The sequence below is a fragment of the Streptomyces albospinus genome, from assembly GCF_014648695.1.
Lineage (GTDB): Bacteria > Actinomycetota > Actinomycetes > Streptomycetales > Streptomycetaceae > Streptomyces > Streptomyces albospinus.
Window position 1 is genome coordinate 613,430 of record NZ_BMRP01000001.1, and the last position, 20,093, is coordinate 633,522.

The 20,093-nt window shown below is 71.6% G+C and carries 14 protein-coding genes; 12 read left to right on the forward strand and 2 right to left on the reverse strand.

Going from position 1 to position 20,093, the window contains the following annotated elements; genetic code table 11:
- Window positions 1-273: 273 nt before the first annotated feature.
- The 8 genes from IEZ17_RS02660 to IEZ17_RS02695 all read left to right on the forward strand — a co-directional run bounded on the left by IEZ17_RS02660 (window position 274) and on the right by IEZ17_RS02695 (window position 11,977).
- Window positions 274-3,198, forward strand: coding sequence for a putative bifunctional diguanylate cyclase/phosphodiesterase (locus IEZ17_RS02660; RefSeq protein ID WP_373299715.1), 2,925 nt, complete (start codon window positions 274-276; stop codon window positions 3,196-3,198).
- 209 nt (window positions 3,199-3,407) lie between these two features.
- Window positions 3,408-5,279, forward strand: coding sequence for an acetolactate synthase large subunit (locus IEZ17_RS02665; protein ID WP_189295882.1), 1,872 nt, complete (start codon window positions 3,408-3,410; stop codon window positions 5,277-5,279).
- A 33-nt stretch (window positions 5,280-5,312) separates the two neighbouring features.
- The gene (gene ilvN / locus IEZ17_RS02670; protein ID WP_189295884.1) at window positions 5,313-5,837 is read left to right on the forward strand and encodes an acetolactate synthase small subunit; all 525 of its coding nucleotides are present in this window, start codon (window positions 5,313-5,315) and stop codon (window positions 5,835-5,837) included.
- Window positions 5,838-5,937: 100 nt separating this feature from the next.
- Window positions 5,938-6,936: a ketol-acid reductoisomerase gene (gene ilvC, locus IEZ17_RS02675; RefSeq protein ID WP_189295886.1), complete on the forward strand. Its 999-nt coding sequence runs from the start codon at window positions 5,938-5,940 to the stop codon at window positions 6,934-6,936.
- 429 nt (window positions 6,937-7,365) lie between these two features.
- The gene (gene serA, locus IEZ17_RS02680; RefSeq protein ID WP_189295888.1) at window positions 7,366-8,970 is read left to right on the forward strand and encodes a phosphoglycerate dehydrogenase; all 1,605 of its coding nucleotides are present in this window, start codon (window positions 7,366-7,368) and stop codon (window positions 8,968-8,970) included.
- Between the two features lie 328 nt (window positions 8,971-9,298).
- Window positions 9,299-10,327: a PRC and DUF2382 domain-containing protein gene (locus IEZ17_RS02685; protein ID WP_189295890.1), complete on the forward strand. Its 1,029-nt coding sequence runs from the start codon at window positions 9,299-9,301 to the stop codon at window positions 10,325-10,327.
- A gap of 99 nt (window positions 10,328-10,426) precedes the next feature.
- Window positions 10,427-11,035: a TetR/AcrR family transcriptional regulator gene (locus IEZ17_RS02690; protein ID WP_189295892.1), complete on the forward strand. Its 609-nt coding sequence runs from the start codon at window positions 10,427-10,429 to the stop codon at window positions 11,033-11,035.
- A gap of 3 nt (window positions 11,036-11,038) precedes the next feature.
- A complete protein-coding gene (locus IEZ17_RS02695) occupies window positions 11,039-11,977 on the forward strand; it encodes a hypothetical protein (protein WP_189295894.1) in 939 nt (312 codons plus the stop codon).
- Between the two features lie 54 nt (window positions 11,978-12,031).
- Here IEZ17_RS02695 and IEZ17_RS02700 read toward each other — a convergent pair whose 3' ends face one another.
- The gene (locus tag IEZ17_RS02700) at window positions 12,032-13,732 is read right to left on the reverse strand and encodes a TIGR03767 family metallophosphoesterase (protein WP_229851704.1); all 1,701 of its coding nucleotides are present in this window, start codon (window positions 13,730-13,732) and stop codon (window positions 12,032-12,034) included.
- Window positions 13,733-13,949: 217 nt separating this feature from the next.
- A complete protein-coding gene (locus IEZ17_RS02705) occupies window positions 13,950-15,209 on the reverse strand; it encodes a PucR family transcriptional regulator (protein ID WP_189295898.1) in 1,260 nt (419 codons plus the stop codon).
- A 205-nt stretch (window positions 15,210-15,414) separates the two neighbouring features.
- On the opposite strand from IEZ17_RS02705, the gene IEZ17_RS02710 reads away from it, so the two are divergent.
- The 4 genes from IEZ17_RS02710 (at window position 15,415) to IEZ17_RS02720 (ending at window position 19,878) form a co-directional block, all read left to right on the forward strand.
- A complete protein-coding gene (locus tag IEZ17_RS02710; RefSeq protein ID WP_189295900.1) occupies window positions 15,415-16,341 on the forward strand; it encodes a proline dehydrogenase family protein in 927 nt (308 codons plus the stop codon).
- Between the two features lie 197 nt (window positions 16,342-16,538).
- Window positions 16,539-18,179 (forward strand): L-glutamate gamma-semialdehyde dehydrogenase, encoded by a 1,641-nt coding sequence (pruA, locus tag IEZ17_RS02715; protein ID WP_189295902.1) that lies wholly within the window; start codon window positions 16,539-16,541, stop codon window positions 18,177-18,179.
- Window positions 18,180-18,480: 301 nt separating this feature from the next.
- Window positions 18,481-18,612, forward strand: a complete 132-nt coding sequence (locus tag IEZ17_RS43755) for a hypothetical protein (protein WP_268249797.1) — start codon at window positions 18,481-18,483, stop codon at window positions 18,610-18,612.
- Between the two features lie 225 nt (window positions 18,613-18,837).
- On the forward strand, window positions 18,838-19,878 hold the full coding sequence (locus IEZ17_RS02720; RefSeq protein ID WP_189295914.1) for a 3-isopropylmalate dehydrogenase: 1,041 nt from the start codon (window positions 18,838-18,840) through the stop codon (window positions 19,876-19,878).
- Window positions 19,879-20,093 lie beyond the last annotated feature (215 nt).

The window sequence follows — 20,093 nt, forward strand, 5'->3', positions numbered from 1 at the left end:
CTGCAAGGGGTGTTCGCTCCCCCGAGCGCTGTCACGCTCCGTAGAGACGCTATGTCCCTGAGTGACGGATCTGGTGTATCGTCCCGATCGGGGACCGCGCCGGGATCGTGACGGCGCGGTACGAAAGATCCGGAACCGAGGGGGGCGACGGGCGATGTACTGCCGATGGATGATCCGCGAGACACGCGATCCACGAGCGCCCGCAGGAATGCCACGGGAACCCCGGGTGCGCCGGTCCCGACGCGGTCCGTCGCGGGTGAACGGGAGAGAGCGGTGAGCGCGCCGGGGGCGATGCTCTCGCGGTCGCCCGCGCAGGTCGGCGGTCCGCCGAGCGCGGTGCCGCAGATCGGGCTCGCCGCCGTCTGCGGCGGCTATGCCCTGGGCGCCTCCGTAGGCTGGGGATCGCCGTATGTCGCCATGTTCATGGGGGACTTCGGGCTCAGCGTGGCCGCCCTCGTGGCAGCCGTCTCGTGCGGTCTGTACGCCCGCTGGTACCACACCCCCTTCCGCCCGGCATGGATGCTGTTCGCCGTCTCGTCCGGGATGGCCGGCCTCGGCAACGGCGTCTGGGGCTGGTACGAGGTCATCAAGGGGGCCACCGTGCCCAGCCCCTCGCTGGCCGACTTCTGCTTCCTGCTGTTCGCGCCGCCGGCCATCGTGGGGCTGCTGGTGCTCGCCAAGCGGCCGGTGACCCGGGCCGGTTGGGTCTGCCTGGGGCTCGACGCCTGGCTGATCGCCGGCTCGCTGCTGACCCTCTCCTGGAGCCTCGCGCTCGCGCACACCGCGCAGTTCCACGGCCGCTCGGTCGCCCAGAGCGCGCTGTCGCTGGCGTATCCGCTGCTGGACATCGTGCTGGTGAGCATGGTGCTGGCGCTGCACTTCCGGCGCTCCTCCGTGCACCGCTCCGCGGTCAACACCGCCATCGCCGCACTGGCGTTGACGGTGCTCTGCGACGCGCTGTTCAGCTCGCCGCTGCTGCGCGAGCACTACCGCTCCGGGCAGATCCTGGACGCCGGCTGGTTCGCCGGTTCGATGCTCCTCGCGTACGCCCCGTGGGTGGCCCGCCGCTCCGGCCGGGAGCTCGTCGACGAGGACGCCGCACAGCCGGTGCGCCGCCCGCAGCCGCCGCCCGGCAGCCGCCCCATCGCGGGTTCGCTCGCGGCGCTCACGCCGTACCTGGCCGCCGCCGTCTGCACCCTGGGCATCCTGACCAACGTCCTGGACGGACGGCGCATCGACCGCGTGGTGCTCTTCACCGGTTGCGCGGTCGTCCTGGCGCTGGTCGTCCGGCAGGGCATCATGCTGCTCGACAACATCACCCTCACGCAGGAACTGGCCCAGAAGGAGAACCACTTCCGCTCCCTGGTCCAGGGCTCCAGCGACGTCATCATGATCGCCGCCCCGACCGGCGTGCTCCGGTACGTGAGCCCGGCCGCCGCCGGCGTCTACGGCCGCGACGCCGAGGAACTGGTCGGCTCCGAACTGGCCTCGCTGATCCACCCCGAGGACCTGGGCCGGGTGGTCCACGAGGTCCGCCGGTTCCTCGCCTCCTCGCCCGAAGCCGAACCGACCACCCGTATCGAATGCCGCTTCCGGGCCGGCGGGCAGCGCTCCGGCGGCGACGGCTGGCTGAACGTCGAGTCCACGGTCAACCGCCACCACGGCGGCCTGATCTTCAACTCCCGCGACGTCACCGAACGGGTCCGGCTCCAGGCCCAGCTCCAGCACAACGCCTCGCACGACGCGCTCACCGACCTGCCCAACCGCGCGCTGTTCACCGAACGTGTCACCAAGGCCGTCACCGGCCGCCGCGCCAGCGACCACGACACCGCCGTGCTCTACATCGACCTGGACGGCTTCAAGCAGGTCAACGACACCATCGGGCACCAGGCGGGCGACGAGCTCCTGGTGCAGGCGGCCCGCCGGCTGGCCGAATCGGTACGGGCCGGCGACATAGCGGCCCGGCTGGGCGGCGACGAGTTCGCCGCGCTCATCACCGGCGACGGCACCCGCGACCGGGCGGCCCGCGAGTACCGCATCCACGAGATCGCCGACCGGCTGCGCATCAGGCTCTCCGATCCGTACCGCATCGACGGGCGGGACGTCCGGGTCGCGGCCAGCATCGGCGTCGCCTTCGCCGACCCGGGCATCAGCCCGGCGGGCCTGCTGCGCAACGCCGACCTGGCGATGTACCGCGCCAAGCAGGCCGGCAAGGGCCGGGTCGAGCTGTACGCCCCGCAGATGCAGGACGAGGTCACCCACCGCGCCGAGCTCGCCACGAAACTGCGGACGGCCCTCCACGACGGGGAGTTCGCGCTGCTGCACCAGCCGGTGGTCGACCTGGCCAGCGGCCGGATCACCGCGGTCGCCGCGCACGCCCGCTGGCGCTCCGCCGAGGGCATCCTCTTCACCCCCGCCGAGTTCCTCCGGGTCGGCGCCCGCGGGCGGCTCACCGACGCGGACGGCGCGCGGGCCGCGGAGCTGGGCCGCTGGCAGCTGGAGGAGGCGGTCGCCCAGGCCGCGGTGCGGCACCGCGCCGGGCACAAGGCCCCGGTCGCGGTCCGGCTCTCCGCCCGCCGGCTGGTGGACCGCGCGCTGCCCCCCAAGAGCATCGAGGCGCTGCTCGCCCGGCACGGCCTCCCCTCCGGGGCGCTGGTGCTGGAACTGTCCGAAAGTGATCCCCGTGTTCCGCTCGACGACCTGGAGCGCCGGCTGGCCGCGATCCGCCGCCTCGGCGTACGGATCGCGCTGGCCGGCTTCGGCAGCGGCTGCGCCGCGATGGGCGCGCTGCGCCGGCTGCCCATCGACGTCCTGCGGCTGGACCGCGAGCTGATCGACGGGGTGGTGGAGTCCCCCCGGCTGCACAAGATCACTGCGGGGCTGCTGCGGATCGCCTCCGATCTCGGCATGCAGTCGGTCGCGGAGGGCGTCGACCTGCCCGAGCAGGTGCTCGCGCTGCGCTCCATGGGGTGCACGCACGGGCAGGGACTGGCCTTCTCCGGGCCCCTGGACGAGCAGCGGCTGCGGCGGGCGCTGACCCGGGGGAGCTATCCGGTCCCGGACCTCACGGGCCCCGGCCGGGCGGTGGTGCTCAGCGGCAGTGCCCTGCCCGCTCGCCACGGTGGCGCGACCGGTCCGGACGCCCTGCCGCATCCCCCGTTGCGCCCAAATAGTGAGACCTCCGTCCCACCCACTTGACACTCGGTGCGCGCCGGGGGGAGGGTCAGTTCCATGCGCACCCGAATTCTCGTACTTGGAAAGCGCGTCGGCTGAAGCTGGGCCCCTGACGAAGCCCAGCTGACCACTCCGGCGCGCTCCCCTCGCTTGCCTCACGGCACGAGGGGTTTTTTGTTGCACAGCAACCTCACAAATCCCGTCAAAACCCTCAGCTTCGAGAAGAGACGCAGATGACCGAGCAGGCCACCGGGGCCCACCATCCGCAGCCGCGGGCCCGTAACTCCGGCGGATCGCAGCAGCCCGCGACCGTCGAGCACGTCACGGGCGCGCAGTCCCTCATTCGTTCGCTGGAGGAGGTCGGGGCCGACACCGTGTTCGGCATTCCCGGCGGTGCGATCCTTCCCGCGTACGACCCGATGATGGACTCCTCGAAGGTCCGGCACGTGCTGGTGCGGCACGAGCAGGGTGCGGGACACGCCGCCACCGGATACGCCCAGGCCACCGGCAAGGTCGGCGTCTGCATGGCGACCTCCGGGCCGGGCGCCACCAACCTGGTCACCCCGATCGCGGACGCCCACATGGACTCCGTCCCGCTGGTCGCGATCACCGGCCAGGTGGCCTCCAAGGCGATCGGCACGGACGCCTTCCAGGAGGCGGACATCTGCGGCATCACGATGCCGATCACCAAGCACAACTGGCTGGTCACCGACCCGGCCGAGATCCCCCGGACGATCGCCGAGGCGTTCCACGTCGCCTCCACCGGCCGCCCCGGCCCGGTCCTGGTCGACATCGCCAAGGACGCCCTCCAGGCGCAGACCACCTTCGTCTGGCCGCCGCACACCGACCTGCCCGGCTACCGCCCGGTCACCAAGCCGCACGCCAAGCAGATCCGCGAGGCCGCCCGGCTGATCGTCGAGTCCAAGCGCCCGGTGCTCTACGTCGGCGGCGGCGTCATGAAGGCCGGCGCCACCGCCGAGCTGAAGGTGCTCGCCGAGCTGACCGGCGCCCCGGTCACCACGACCCTGATGGCGCTGGGCTCGTTCCCCGACACCCACCCGCAGCACGTCGGCATGCCCGGGATGCACGGCGCGGTCACCGCGGTCACCGCACTCCAGAAGGCGGACCTGCTGATCACCCTCGGCGCCCGCTTCGACGACCGGGTCACCGGCAAGCTGGACTCCTTCGCGCCGTACGCCAAGGTCGTGCACGCCGACATCGACCCGGCGGAGATCGGCAAGAACCGCGCCGCCGACGTGCCGATCGTCGGCGACGCCCGCGAGGTCATCGCCGACCTGATCGTCGCGGTCCAGGCCGAGTACGACGCCGGCCACAAGGGCGACTACAGCGCCTGGTGGAAGGACCTCAACCGCTGGCGCGAGACCTACCCGCTGGGCTACGACCTGCCGGAGGACGGCAGCCTCTCCCCGCAGCAGGTCATCGAGCGGATCGGCAGGCTCGCCCCCGCCGACACCATCTACGCGGCCGGCGTCGGCCAGCACCAGATGTGGGCCGCCCACTTCATCGACTACGAGAAGCCCTCGACCTGGCTCAACTCCGGCGGCGCCGGGACCATGGGCTACGCGGTGCCCGCGGCGATGGGCGCCAAGGCCGGGAAGCCGGACCGCACGGTCTGGGCGATCGACGGCGACGGCTGCTTCCAGATGACCAACCAGGAACTGGTCACCTGCGCGCTCAACAACATCCCGATCAAGGTCGCGATCATCAACAACGGCGCGCTGGGCATGGTCCGCCAGTGGCAGACGCTGTTCTACAACCAGCGCTACTCCAACACCGTGCTGCACAGCGGCCCGGACGCCGGCGCCGCGGCGCCCGGGAGCGGCTCGGCGGCCGGCACCCGGTGCCCCGACTTCGTCAAGTTGGCCGAGGCCATGGGCTGCGTCGCGATGCGCTGCGAGGACCCGGCGGAGCTGGACGCGGTCATCGCCAAGGCCAATGCCATCAACGACCGCCCGGTCGTGGTCGACTTCATCGTGCACGAGGATGCACAGGTGTGGCCGATGGTCGCGGCCGGCACCTCCAACGACGAGGTCATGGCCGCCCGAGGCGTGCGTCCCGACTTCGGCGACAACGAAGACGACTGAGCCAGGACGTCACGGAAGAAGAGAGAAGACGACATGTCCAAGCACACGCTCTCCGTCCTGGTGGAGAACACCCCCGGCATCCTCGCCCGGATCGCCGCGCTGTTCTCCCGCCGCGGCTTCAACATCGACTCGCTCGCGGTCGGGGTCACCGAGCACCCCGACATCTCCCGCATCACGATCGTGGTCAGCGTCGAGTCGCTGCCGCTGGAGCAGGTCACCAAGCAGCTCAACAAGCTCGTCAACGTCCTGAAGATCGTCGAGCTGGAGCCGGGCTCCGCGATCCAGCGCGAACTGGTGCTGGTCAAGGTGCGCGCCGACAACGAGACCCGCTCGCAGATCGTCGAGATCGTCCAGCTCTTCCGCGCCAAGACCGTCGACGTCTCCCCGGAGGCGGTCACGATCGAGGCGACCGGTTCCAGCGACAAGCTGGAGGCCATGCGCAAGATGCTGGAGCCGTTCGGCATCAAGGAGTTGGTGCAGTCGGGCACCATCGCGATAGGCCGTGGCGCCCGGTCCATCACGGACCGCTCGCTGCGCGCCCTGGACCGCACGGCCTGATCCGGCGGTCCGACCGGACCGTATGGCGAGACCCCGCAACTTTCCCCACCCTGCCCGACATACTGTGTGGGCACCCGCTAGATCCAAGGAGATACCCGAAGTGGCCGAGCTGTTCTACGACGACGACGCCGACCTGTCCATCATCCAGAACCGCAAGGTCGCGGTCATCGGCTACGGAAGCCAGGGTCACGCCCACGCGCTGTCCCTGCGCGACTCGGGCGTCGACGTGCGCGTCGGTCTGCACGAGGGCTCCAAGTCCAAGGCGAAGGCCGAGGAGCAGGGCCTGCGCGTGGTGACCCCCGCAGAGGCCGCCGCCGAGGCCGACGTCATCATGATCCTCGTGCCGGACCCGATCCAGGCCAAGGTCTACGAGGAGTCCATCAAGGACCACCTGAAGGACGGCGACGCGCTGTTCTTCGGCCACGGCCTGAACATCCGTTACGGCTTCATCAAGGCCCCGGCCGGCGTGGACGTCTGCATGGTCGCCCCCAAGGGCCCGGGCCACCTGGTGCGCCGTCAGTACGAGGAGGGCCGCGGCGTGCCGTGCATCGCGGCCGTCGAGCAGGACGCGTCCGGCAAGGCGTTCGAGCTGGCGCTCTCCTACGCCAAGGGCATCGGCGGCACCCGCGCCGGCGTCATCAAGACCACCTTCACCGAGGAGACCGAGACCGACCTGTTCGGTGAGCAGGCGGTGCTCTGCGGCGGCGCCTCGGCGCTGGTCAAGGCCGGCTTCGAGACCCTGGTCGAGGCGGGCTACCAGCCCGAGATCGCGTACTTCGAGTGCCTCCACGAGCTGAAGCTGATCGTGGACCTCATGTACGAGGGCGGCCTGGAGAAGATGCGCTGGTCGGTCTCCGAGACCGCCGAGTGGGGCGACTACATCACCGGCCCGCGGATCATCACCGACACCACCAAGGCCGAGATGAAGAAGGTGCTCGCGGAGATCCAGGACGGCACCTTCGCCAACAACTGGATGGCGGAGTACAACGCCGGCCTGCCGAAGTACAACGAGTACAAGAAGGCCGACGAGAACCACCTGCTGGAGACCACCGGCAAGCAGCTGCGGAAGCTGATGAGCTGGGTGGACGACGAGGCGTGAGCCTTCGGGACAGGGGGCCGCGGGGACTCCTCGCGGCCCCTCGTCCGTGCGCCGCCACCCCTTGTCCACCGCGTAGAACCACGCATGGGTGATCCTTACGCTTCGGTGCAGACTTCGCCCAGCTCCGGCTCCACCCCGGTGGTAAGGTCGGGCCGTGCTGAGCGAGAGCCAAGCCAGCGCAATAGCCTCCAATCTTTTTGGGGAAACCGGGCTGGTTCCAACCCGGCTGGTGTTGATCGCGTAAGACTCGACCGCTCGCTGAGCGGCCGGGCAGCGTGAGCCAGGAATCCCCTTCGTTCACCGAGGGGGAGGGTTCAAAAGCGCGTCAGGCTCACAGCGTCGTGCGTCTTCCACGCGGCTTTCCCCCCTTCACCGCCTTCGGCCGTCGGGACGGCCGTCCGCGAAGGACCAGTGAGGACTGAAGACCACGTGAGCACTGCCAACCCGGGTAAACCCGTTGTACTGATCGCCGAGGAGCTGTCGCCGGCCACCGTCGACGCCCTCGGTCCGGACTTCGAGATCCGGCACTGCAACGGCGCCGACCGCGCCGAGCTGCTGCCCGCGATCGTCGACGTCGACGCCATCCTCGTGCGCAGCGCGACGAAGGTCGACGCCGACGCGATCGCCGCCGCCAAGAAGCTGAAGGTCGTCGCCCGGGCCGGCGTCGGCCTGGACAACGTCGACGTCTCCGCCGCCACCAAGGCCGGCGTGATGGTCGTCAACGCCCCGACCTCCAACATCGTCACCGCCGCCGAGCTGGCCTGCGGTCTGCTGGTGGCCACCGCCCGCAACATCCCGCAGGCGAACACCGCCCTCAAGAACGGCGAGTGGAAGCGCAGCAAGTACACCGGCGTCGAGCTCAGCGAGAAGACCCTCGGCGTGGTCGGCCTCGGCCGGATCGGCGTGCTGGTCGCCCAGCGGATGTCCGCCTTCGGCATGAAGGTCGTCGCGTACGACCCCTACGTCCAGCCGGCCCGCGCCGCCCAGATGGGCGTCAAGCTGCTGACCCTGGACGAGCTGCTGGAGGTCTCGGACTTCATCACCGTCCACCTCCCCAAGACGCCGGAGACCGTCGGCCTCATCGGCGACGAGGCGCTGCACAAGGTCAAGCCGAGCGTCCGGATCGTCAACGCCGCACGCGGCGGGATCGTGGACGAGGCGGCGCTGGCCAGCGCGCTCAAGGAGGGCCGGGTGGCCGGCGCGGGTCTGGACGTGTACGCCGTCGAGCCCTGCACCGACTCGCCGCTCTTCGAGTTCGACCAGGTCGTCGCCACCCCGCACCTCGGTGCGTCGACGGGCGAGGCGCAGGAGAAGGCCGGTATCGCGGTCGCCAAGTCGGTGCGCCTGGCGCTCGCCGGCGAGCTGGTGCCGGACGCGGTCAACGTCCAGGGCGGCGTGATCGCGGAGGACGTCAAGCCGGGGCTGCCGCTGGCCGAGCGGCTGGGCCGGATCTTCACCGCGCTGGCCGGCGAGGTCGCGCTCCGCCTCGACGTCGAGGTGTACGGCGAGATCACCCAGCACGATGTCAAGGTGCTCGAACTCTCCGCGCTCAAGGGCGTGTTCGAGGACGTCGTGGACGAGACGGTGTCCTACGTCAACGCCCCGCTGTTCGCGCAGGAGCGCGGTGTCGAGGTGCGGCTGACCACCAGCAGCGAGTCGCCCGAGCACCGCAACGTGGTGACCGTCCGCGGCACGCTCGCGGGCGGCGAGGAGGTGTCGATCTCCGGCACCCTGGCCGGCCACAAGAACGTCCAGAAGGTCGTGGCGGTCGGCGAGCACTCCATCGACCTCGCGCTCGCCGACCACATGGCGTTCCTGCGCTACACCGACCGCCCCGGCGTCGTCGGCACCGTCGGCCGGATCCTGGGCGAGGCGGGGATCAACATCGGCGGCATGCAGGTCTCCCGGGCCGATGTCGGCGGTGAGGCGCTGGTCGTGCTCACGGTCGACGACACCATTCCGGCGAATGTCCTCAACGAGATCTCCGAGGAGATCGGCGCGACCTCGGTGCGCGCGGTGAACCTCACTCACTGAGCCCCGGTTTTCGCAGGTCACCGGGCCCGGACCCCGCTTCGGCGGAGTCCGGGCCCGGTGCCTTGCGCGCGTCGTACGGAGGGTGTGGCGGTGCCGCCCGCGGGCGGCACCGCCACACCACAGCCCCGGCACAGCCATGCATCACAGCCCCAGCGCATTCACCCGAATGGCGTAGTGGTTCCTGAGAGGGAGGGGCCCGCGAGCGCCGTCCGGTGGCGGCCGGAGCCGCCGGGCGCCGGGTCCCCCGAGTCGCTGGGGGCATGGTCGCGACGCGCAATGGGAACTGCGCGTGCCTCCCGCCGGTGCGTGCGGAAGGAGACAGGACGCCATGAACGCACCCCTGGGTGACACTCCGCAGAGTCTGACCGGGCTGCACGTGGTGGACGCGGAGGGCGCGAAGGTGGGCATCGTCCAGCAGGTCTACCGGGACGACGCCACCAACGACCCCGAGTGGATCACCGTGCGCACCGGGCTGTTCGGCATGAAGGAGACCTTCGTGCCGCTCGCCGGGGCCCGGCGGACCGGCGACGAACTACAGGTGCCGCACACCAAGGCGACCATCAAGGAGGCGCCGAGGATCGATGCCGACGGCCATCTCGACCCCTCCGAGGAAGAGCGGCTCTACCGCCATTACGGGCTGAAGTGGCCGGGGTCCGGCGGCGCCGGCAACCCGGGCCCGTCCGGCGGCATCGCCGAGAGCCCCGCAGGCACCACCGTCGCGTCGTCCCGGCCCGCCCCGGCCACCGCGGTGCCGGGCGGGACCGGAACCGGCGCGCCCGGGGTCCGCGGCCGGCCGACCGGGGACACCGGGCCGCACCGCACCCGCGCGGCGGGCGAGCGCGCCGCGCCGGGCGAGGACCGCACCCGGGACGCCACCCGGCCGATGGCCGTGTCCCGCGGCCGTGACGAGCGGGACGAGCGGGACGCGGTGCGCGGCGCGGAACGGGTCCCCGAGATCGTGCTCTCCGAGGAGCAGGTGCAGATCGCCACCGAGGAGCGGGAGACCGGCCGGGCCCATCTGCGCAAGCACGTGGTCACCGAGGACGTGCACCGCACCGTCCGGGTCACCCATGAGGAGGTGCGGGTGGTCCGTGAGCGGATCACCGAGGAGGAGCGCCGGTTGGGCCGTACCGCCCCGCGGATCGCTGAGGGCGAGGTCGAGGTCGTGCTCCATGAGGAGCAGGTGGTGGTCAGCAAGCGGACCGTCCCGGTGGAGCGGGTGCGGCTGGAGACCGAGCGGGTCAGCGAGCAGAAGGAGGTCAGCGCCGAAGTCCGCAAGGAGGAGCTGGAGTTCGACGACGGCCGCAGTGCCGGCCCGGGGGAGCGCAAGGGACCGGGACCGGAGGAGCGGCACTGAGCCGCGCCGGGCGCCGGGCCGGTCGCGCCGCCGGAATCTGTACGTACGTATAAGACGTTCGTCTGGTACGGATGTCCGGTGCGGCGGTAGGCTGCCCGCATGGGACACCGCGAAGATCTTCTGGAGGGCGCCAAGCGGTGCCTCCTGGAGAAGGGGTACGCGCGCACCACCGCCCGCGACATCGTCGCCGCCTCCGGCGCCAACCTCGCCTCCATCGGCTACCACTACGGCTCCAAGGACGCCCTGATGCGCCAGGCGGTGATCGCCTCCAGCGAGGAATGGGGCGCCGGGTTCACCGAGGTGCCGGCCGCCGACGGGGCGCCGGCAGGGGAGGGCGAGCCGCTGGAGCGGTTCGCCGCGATCTGGGACACCGTCGTGCAACGCATCGCCACCGAGCGGGAGTTCATCGCGTCGCAGGTCGAGGTGCTGGGGCTGCTGCCGCGCGACGAGGCGCTGCGTACCGCCATCGGCGAGGTGCTGCCGGAGGGCGGCGAGGGGCTGGTCGCGGTCTTCGAAGGGGTGCCGGACACCGAGGTCGACGCGGAGACCGCCCGGGTCGTGGGGTCCTTCTACCAGGCGCTGCTCACCGGGCTGATGGTGCAGTCGCTGGTCCGGCCGGACGCGCTGCCGTCGGGCCGGGACCTGGCGGAGGCGCTGCGCCGGGTGACGGCGGGCGAGGTGCTGGGGCGGGACGCGGGGGAGCGGTAGGGCATGGCGGACGACGCGACGCGGATACCCGAGGGGTACGGCGGCTGGGAGATCCGGCCCTTCGAGGGGCTGACCGGGCTGGTCCCGGGCGGTGTACGGCTGGGGGAGCGGCGGCAGGTCCTCGCGGAGCGCTTCGCCGCGGCGTTCGGCGACGACCTGGGGGAGGTGCGGACGTTCCGCAAGGCGCCGTGGAGCACGGGCCTGTCCGACCACTATCCCGAGGGCGGGCTGATCCTCCATTTCGACGACCGGGAGCGGCTGGTCCATCTGGAGGCCTTCGATCCGGCACCGGTCTGGTACGACGGGCTGCCGCTGACCGGCCGCCGCTACCCCGACGTCCTCGCCGACCTCCGCGAGCGGGGCTGCCGGCTGATCGAGGACGGGGACGGGGACGACGGAGTCGAGGCCCCGGACGCCGGGTTCCACCTCACCGCCCCGCACGGGCCGGACGACCTGGTCGACTGCGTCGGCCTCTTCCGCCGCCCGCTGTCGGCCGACCCCGTCACCATGTCGGACGAGCCGCCGGTCGAGCCGGTCCTGGAGCACCGCCTGGTGTCCGGCGAGGGCACCGAGGCCGTACGGCTCGGCCAGGACCGGTGGGAGCTGCGCGGGCGGCTCGGGCCGGCCCTCCAGAGCCGCCCGGACTACGGAGGGGAGAGCCAGGACTGGTACTTCGACCACGGCCTGGTGCTCACCTTCGACGCCGCCGACCGGCTCGCCTCGCTCGTCATCAGCTACTCCGGGGTGAGCGGTACGGCGGTCTTCCGCGGGGTGCCGCTGCTGGACCGGCCGTACGCCGAGGTGGTCGCCGACCTCGCCGCGCAGGGCGTGCGCGTCGAGGACGGCGAACTGGCCGGCCGCGTACCGGAACACGGCTTCACGTTGCAGCTCGTCGGCCGTCAGAACCCGGCGATGCCGGTGACCGCGGTGGCCTTCGGCTGACCGGCTGACCCGCCCGCGGGCCGGCGCCGCCCGGTGCACCGGCCCGCTCGGCCGTCACTTCCCGGGCCGGCGCAGCAGCAGCTCCGTGTTGTGGTCGGTGGCGGCGCCGAGCTTGGCGTTCGGGGTGGCGTAGGGGTCGTTGTACGACAACTCGCGGTAGAGGGCGGCCAGTCCGGCGTCCGAGGTGTCGTGGACGTCGCTCACATAGGGGGCGGCGGACTCGATGAGCGTGGTGAACAGGGAGAGCGTGCCGTCGCCGTTGTCGGCGAGTTCGATGATCCGGGCGTGCTGCGGATAGTCGACGTGGGAGGCGGTGTTGATCTCCCAGAAGGCCCGCTCGGGGACCGCGTGGCCGTGCGGCGTGATCCGGTTCTCGTGGGTGTGGCCGTTCACCCAGGCGACTACGTTCGGGTAGCGCTGGAGCAGCGAGACCAGCGCCGCGCCGTCGTGGCGGAGCTCGAACGGGTGGTAGGGGTCGGGCAGCAGATTGCCCATCGACGTGCTGGTGTGGTGGCTGAACAGCACGATCAGGGAGTCGCCGGACCCGCCGCGCACGGTGCGGCCGTCGGTGTCGTACCAGCGGCTGCTGTGGGACTTGAGCACCGACTCCAGCCACTTCAGCTGCGCGGTGCCCAGTGAACCGTCCGCGAAACCGGCCCTGTTGGTGGTGTCCAGGCTGATGCCGAGGACGCCCTCGGCGAGCGGGAAGGTGTAGTAGAGGTGGCCGCTGTTCGCCGCGTCCGCGGTGAAGCCGTGGCCGACCGGGCCCGCGCCGGTGTGCGCCGGGTCCAGGTGCGCCTGGGCGAACTCGGTGGGGCTGAACGGGCGGCGCCGCTCGTCCGGGGTGACCTTGCGGATCGCGCCCTCGCTGGTCAGCAGCTTGCCGAGCAGCGCCGCGGCCCGGGCCGGGTCGTGCTTGAGGGCGTCCGCGAGCTGGGCCGCGGTGGCGTCGTCGCAGCCCTCCAGCTTGCGGTCGCCGGTGTAGAGCTCGTTCAGCAGGCCGAGGTCGGGCAGGCTGCCCTCGATGCTGTCGTCGTGGTTGCCGACCGTGGTGTACCACGGGACCTTCAGGCCGGGTGCGGTGAACGGGCGGCCCGCGCCGGACAGGAAGCCCGGTATCTGCGGCAGCCCCTTGGCCTTGTAGTGGTCCTGCAAGGGCAGCTCGGGGTTCCAGTAGTCCACGCTGCCGGAGTTCTGCACGCCCTCGTAGCGGGACGGGTCGCCGCTGCTGGGGGTGATCCGGCCGCCGCTCATGACGGTCAGGTACCAGTCGAGCTCGATGTGCTCGTGGTTGTCGGTGTTGTCGCCGGTGGCCATCACCATGCCGAACGGCAGGCCGGTGTACGGGCCCTGGCGGACCGCGTTGACCCGCTCGACCAGCGAGGAGGCGCCGCGCACGGTCAGCGCCTCCTGGGGGCGGCACGCGCTGTCGTTGAACTTCGCCAGGTACTCGAACCGCACCGGCGACTCGACGTCGGCCAGATGCAGATCCGTGAACTGCACGAACGAGGCGAGCCCGGTGCGCCGGTCGTCGCGCCCCGCGCCCGCGCCCGCGAGCTCACCGCGCACCACCAGCGGCCAGCCGGGACCCGCCACCAGCCGCTTGTACGCCCCGCTGCCCACCGGACGCGCGGCCTGTTCGAGGGTGGTCCCCCGGGTCCGCACGGCCCGCGCCGCGGTGACCGCCAGCGCCTGGTCGTACGACCCGGCCGACCACAGCGCGGCACCTGCCGCGACGGCGGACAGCCTGGACATGAATTGGCGGCGGTTCATCCCGTGCATGAATTCCCCCTGGGGTGGCGGCACTTGGCGGCACTTGGCGTCGCTCGGCGGCTCGCGACGCTGCGCCCGCCGGTCGGGCGCAGCCGATGCGCGGTCACGCTACTTGCCAGTAGTCACGGGCAACAGGTCTTGCGCACAACAAGAAGATGGACAGTTGGTGCCGCGCCGGCCGTGGAGCGTGCTCAGCGGCTCACAGCCGGGCCGCCTTGAGCGCCATGTGGAGCAGCAGCCGGTCCGCGCCCTTGTCCAGGTCGAGGCCGGTCAGCTTCTCGACCCGGCCCAGGCGGTAGTAGAGCGTCTGGCGGTGGACGCCCAACTGCTGGGCGGTGCGCCCCGCCTGGCCGGCGCAGTCGAGGAACGCCTCGGCGGTGCGGGCGAGTTCGGCGTGGGCCGGGGACAGCAGCGGGCCGATGGCCGGGTCGGGTCCGGTGGCGGGGAGGGCGGTCAGCAGCCGGTACGCGCCGATGCCGTCCCACTGCGCGACGGGGCCCAGCCGGGGCTCGGCCCGCGCCGCGCGGGCCGCGTCCAGCGCCTGCTGCCAGGCGGCCGGCAGGTCGGTGAGCTCCCGGGTGCCGGTGACGATGCCGGCGGCGCCCCGGCCCGGCCGCCCGCCCGCGGCGCCCCCGCCGGCCGGCGCCCCGCCCGCGCGCGGGGAGCGCAGCAGATGGTCGGCCACCGTATGGGCCGGGGCGAGCGAGCCGGTCTGGCGCAGCCGGACCAGCGCGGCCAGCGCGGGCTCGGCGGCGGCCGGGTGCGGCGGGCCGGAGCGGGCGCCGCCCGGCGCGGGCAGCGGGCAGGCCGCCAGCAGGCCGGGCAGGCTCGGCAGCGCGGCGGTGTCGGTGGCCGCGGTGTCCCAGGGGAGTACGGCCACCAGGGTGAGCGGGGCGCCCGGTATGAAGCGCAGGGTGTCGCGCAGCGCGTCCCGCAGCGCGACCGCCGCCGCGGGCCGCCCCGTGGCCCGGGAGGTGAGCAGCTCCCGCAACAGCTCGGCCAGTTCGGACCCGGCGCGGGACTCGTCCGCGAGCAGCGCGCCGATCCGCGCGGCGGTCTCCATCGCCTGGGCGATCCGGGGGTCGGGCGGGGTACCTGGGCCGCCCAGTTCGAGGTCGGTCAGATGGCCGTCGTCCAGCAGCCATACGTAGCCGTGCACGATGCCGCGGTGCCGTACGGGCAGACAGATCCGGCCTCTGAAGACTCCGGCCGCCGGGTCCGGGGGAATCCGCAGCGGAGTCGTGGCGCGGGCGATGCCGAACGCCTCGAACCAGGCGCGCACGGCCGCCGAGGACCGGCGCTGGAGGATCGAGCGGGTCCGCACCGGGTCCATGACCTCGTCGTCCTCGCCCTCGTGCGCCCCGAACGCGATCAGCCCGAAATCCCGGTCCTCCAGTGTCGCCGGGGCGCCGAGCGCCGCCGAGATCTCGTCCACGAGCTGCTGGTAGTCACTCCGCATCCGCCGTCCGGCCCTCTCCTGTCGCCGCCGCCACTCCACTCCCATTCTCATACATCTGTCTGAGATCCCGGCCACGAAGGCGTGACAGCTGTCGATGGCCGGAAAGTGGCGCGATCCTTAAATTTCAGGTGGCTCCCCTTGCCGCCGCGCCCGCCAACAAGGCGCCCGCCCCGGCATTTGTCATCCTGATTCATGGAGGTGCCCCATGCTGGGTCCCGTGCTTCTCGCCGCCGCGCGCAGCGACAGCATCCGCCGCGTCGTCGCGGCTGCTCCGGTCACCCGTCCCGTGGTGGAACGCTTCGTCGCGGGCGAGCGCCTGGACGAGTCGATGGCGGTCGTACGGGCGCTGGCCGCCCGGGGGATGGAGGTCACCCTCGACCACCTCGGCGAGGACATCGCCGACCCGGCCGAGGCGCTGCGCAACCGCGACGCCTACCTCCAGCTGGCCGCGGCCCTCAAGGAGCACGGGCTCGGCGTCAAGGCCGAGATGTCGGTCAAGCTCTCCGCCTTCGGCCAGGCGCTGCCCGGCGGGCACGAGCTGGCGCTGCGCAATGTCACCCCGGTGGTCGAATCCGCCGCCGAAGCCGGCACGACCGTGACGCTGGACATGGAGGACCACACGACGGTCGACTCCACTCTCGCCATCCTCGGCGCCCTGCGCGAGCGCTTCCCCCAGACCGGTGCGGTGCTCCAGTCCTACCTCTTCCGCACCGAGGACGACTGCCACGCACTCGCCGGGGAAGGCTCCCGGGTACGGCTGGTCAAGGGCGCGTACAAGGAGCCCGCGACCGTCGCCTATCAGGACAAGCGGGAGGTCGACCTGGCCTATGTGCGCTGCCTGAAGATCCTGATGGCCGGGCAGGGCTACCCGATGATCGGGTCCCACGACCCGCGGATGGTGGCCATCGGCCAGGAGCTGGCACACCGCAACGGCCGCAAGCCCGCCGACTACGAATTCCAGATGCTGTACGGCATACGCGAGGCCGAGCAGCAGCGGCTGGTCGCGGAGGGGCACCGAATGCGGGTCTACATCCCCTACGGCACGGACTGGTACGGCTACTTCATGCGGCGCCTGGCCGAGCGTCCGGCCAACCTGACCTTCTTCCTGAGGTCCCTGGCCACCCGCGGCTGAACGGCTCTTTTGGGATCCGCTTTACCTGTTCTTTTGGAACACTTGGGTAGATGCTGGACCAAGGGGCCCCTCCGGGCCGGCGCCACCCGCCGCCCACCCGCCGTGGCAGCGCCCGCGGCACCCGACCGACGTACACCGACGTACGAAAACCGACGATCGAGAACCGACGATCGCAAGCGTAAGGAGACACGGCCGCTATGGACGCTGTGACCCAGGTCCCCGTGCCGGTGAACGAGCCGGTGCACAGCTACGCCCCGGGCAGCCCGGAGCGATTCCGCCTGGAGGCCAAGCTCAAGGAGCTGGCCGGCAACCCGATCGAGCTGCCGATGACCATCGGCGGCAGGCGACGGATGGGCGGCGGCGAACGCTTCGACGTCGTACAGCCCCACCACCACTCGGCCCGGCTCGGCACCTATGCCAACGCCACCGTCCAGGACGCCCAGGACGCGGTGGACGCCGCGCTGGCCGCCGCCCCGGCCTGGCGCGAGATGGCGTTCGACGACCGCGCCGCGATCATCCTCAAGGCCGCCGACCTGCTCGCCGGCCCCTGGCGCGAGACGATGGCCGCCGCCACCATGCTCGGCCAGTCCAAGACCGCCCAGCAGGCCGAGATCGACACCCCCTGCGAGCTGGTCGACTTCTGGCGCTTCAACGTCCACTTCGCGCGCCAGATCCTCGCCGAGCAGCCGCCGGTGAACTCCCCGGGCGTCTGGAACCGCTCCGACCACCGCCCCCTCGAAGGCTTCGTCTACGCGATCACGCCCTTCAACTTCACCGCGATCGCCGGAAACCTCCCGACCGCCCCCGCCCTCATGGGCAACGTCGTGGTCTGGAAGCCGTCCCCGACCCAGACCTTCGCCGCCGTGCTGCTGATGCGGCTGCTGGAGGAGGCCGGGCTGCCGCCGGGCGTCATCAACCTCGTCACCGGCGACGGCAAGGACGTCTCCGAGGTGGCCCTGACCCACCCCGACCTGGCGGGCATCCACTTCACCGGTTCGACCAAGACCTTCCAGTACCTCTGGAAGACGGTCGGCACCAACATCGAGAACTACAAGACCTACCCGCGGCTGGTCGGCGAGACCGGCGGCAAGGACTTCATCGTCGCCCACCCCTCGGCCGACCGCGCCGTCCTGAAGACCGCGATGACCCGCGGCGCCTTCGAGTTCCAGGGCCAGAAGTGCTCCGCGGCCTCCCGCGCGTACGTCCCGGCCTCCCTCTGGAACGCCGGGTTCAAGGAGGAGTTCGCGGCCGAGGTCGACGCGCTCTCCATGGGTGACGTCACCGAGCTGGCGAACTTCATGGGCGCGGTCATCGACGAGCGCTCCTTCGCCAAGAACAAGGCGGCGATCGACCGCGCCAAGGCCGATCCCACCATCGAGGTCGTGGCCGGCGGCACCTACGACGACAGCGTCGGCTACTACGTCCGCCCGACGGTCCTGGTCTCCACCGACCCGGAGAACGAGATCTTCAAGGACGAGTACTTCGGCCCCATCCTCGGCGTCTACGTCTACGACGACGCGGTCGAGGGCGGCTACGACGCCATGCTGACCCAGATGGAGTCCGCCTCGGCCTACGGCCTGACCGGCTGCGTCATCGCCCAGGACCGGGCCGCTGCCGCCGCCACCTGCGAGAAGCTGCGCTTCGCGGCCGGCAACTTCTACATCAACGACAAGCCCACCGGTGCCGTGGTCGGCCAGCAGCCGTTCGGCGGCGCCCGCGCCTCCGGCACCAACGACAAGGCCGGCGCCAAGCAGAACCTGATGCGCTGGACCTCCACCCGCTCCATCAAGGAGACCCTGGTCCCGCCGACCGACTACCGCTACCCGCACATGGGCTGACGCCCGCGCGCACGGCGACGGCCCGGTGCCCTTTCGGGGGCGCCGGGCCGTCGCCATGGCGGGAAAGAGCGCCTGCCGTCTCAGATAGTAGGAAGCCCAAGTAATTGTGCAGACATCACGGTCCCGCTGTCCTAGCTTTGTAGATGCCGAACGTATCGCTGCATCCAGCGAATGCGGATGCGGCCCGGTGCGTATGCGCAGGTGACCCCTGCCGCGCCGAGGCCCCCGCTCCTGCCGGCCGCTTCTGGATCGACGTACCCCTCTCGTTTTTCTCGGGGCTTTGGCATTGGAGATGCGCAACATGGCCGAGACCACTGTCCGCAGGACCCGTCACTCCGCCCGTCAGACCAACGACGCCGACCGCCAAAATGCCGCCGCCGCCCTCCAGCGTGCGCTCGACCGCCGCGACAACGGCGGCGCCACCGGGCACTGACCCGCCCGGCCGGACATTCCGAAGGGGCGCTCGGGAACGTTCCCGGGCGCCCCTTCGCGGTGCCGGCGCGGCCCGGCCCCGGCGGGAGCGGGTGGTGGCCTCGAAGTGGCCGATGCGCGCGCCCGGTTCGGCGCCGGGCCGTCGGGCGAACGCCTGCCGGCCCGCGGCATGTCCGCATGCCGGACGTTACGTGTCAATCACTGGGACGGGGAGTAGGGTCCAGACATGTCTCGCAGCATTCGCCTCGCAGTGATCCCCGGTGACGGTATCGGCCAGGAAGTCGTGGCCCAGGGACTCAAGGTCCTGACCGCGGTCCTCCCGCAGGACGTCAAGCTGGAAACCCAGGAGTACGACCTCGGGGCCCAGCGCTGGCACCGGACCGGTGAGACCCTGCCGGACGCGGAGCTGGAGTCGCTCAAGCAGCACGACGCGATCCTGCTCGGCGCGATCGGCGACCCGTCGGTGCCGTCCGGTGTGCTGGAGCGCGGGCTGCTGCTGAAGCTGCGGTTCGCCTTCGACCACTTCGTCAACCTGCGCCCGTCGAAGCTCTTCCCGAACACCGAGAGCCCGCTGGCCGGCCGCCCCGACATCGACTTCGTCGTCGTACGCGAGGGCACCGAGGGCCCGTACACCGGCAACGGCGGCAGCCTGCGGACCGGCACCCCGGCCGAGGTCGCCACCGAGGTCAGCGTGAACACCGCCTACGGCGTGGAGCGCGTGGTCCGGGACGCGTACGAGCGGGCGAACGCCCGCCCCCGCAAGAAGCTCACGCTGGTCCACAAGAACAACGTCCTGGTCTACGCGGGACACATGTGGAAGAACATCTTCGACCGGGTCGGCCGGGAGTACCCCGAGGTCACCACCGACTACCTGCACGTCGACGCCGCGACGATCTTCCTCGTCACGCAGCCCGAGCGGTTCGACGTGATCGTCACCGACAACCTCTTCGGCGACATCCTCACCGACCTCGCCGCGGCCGTCACCGGCGGCATCGGCCTGGCCGCCTCCGGGAACATCAACCCGACCGGCGCCTTCCCGTCGATGTTCGAGCCGGTGCACGGCTCCGCGCCGGACATCGCGGGCACCGGCAAGGCCGACCCGACCGCCACGATCCTCTCCGTCGCGCTGCTGCTGCGCCACCTCGGCCACGAGGAGCAGGCCGCCCGCATCGAGGCGGAGGTCGCCGCCGACCTGGAGGCCCGGGACGGCTCGGCCCGGACGACCGACGAGATCGGCGACGCGATCGCCGCGCGCGTGGCGGGCTGACGCCCCGCGCACCTCAGCACCCTCGCAGCGCCGGGCCCGCCGTGGTCCGGCGCTGTCCGTATGGCCGGCCCTGGGCATCCGGCGGGTTCGGTGCGACCATCTCTGCGGACCACGCACGCCGGTTCCAGCGGCGGACACCCACGAGCGATAATCGGACGAGGGGCCGCCGTCAGCCGGGAAACGTGGACGTCCCAGTAACGACCGGTACGCCCAAG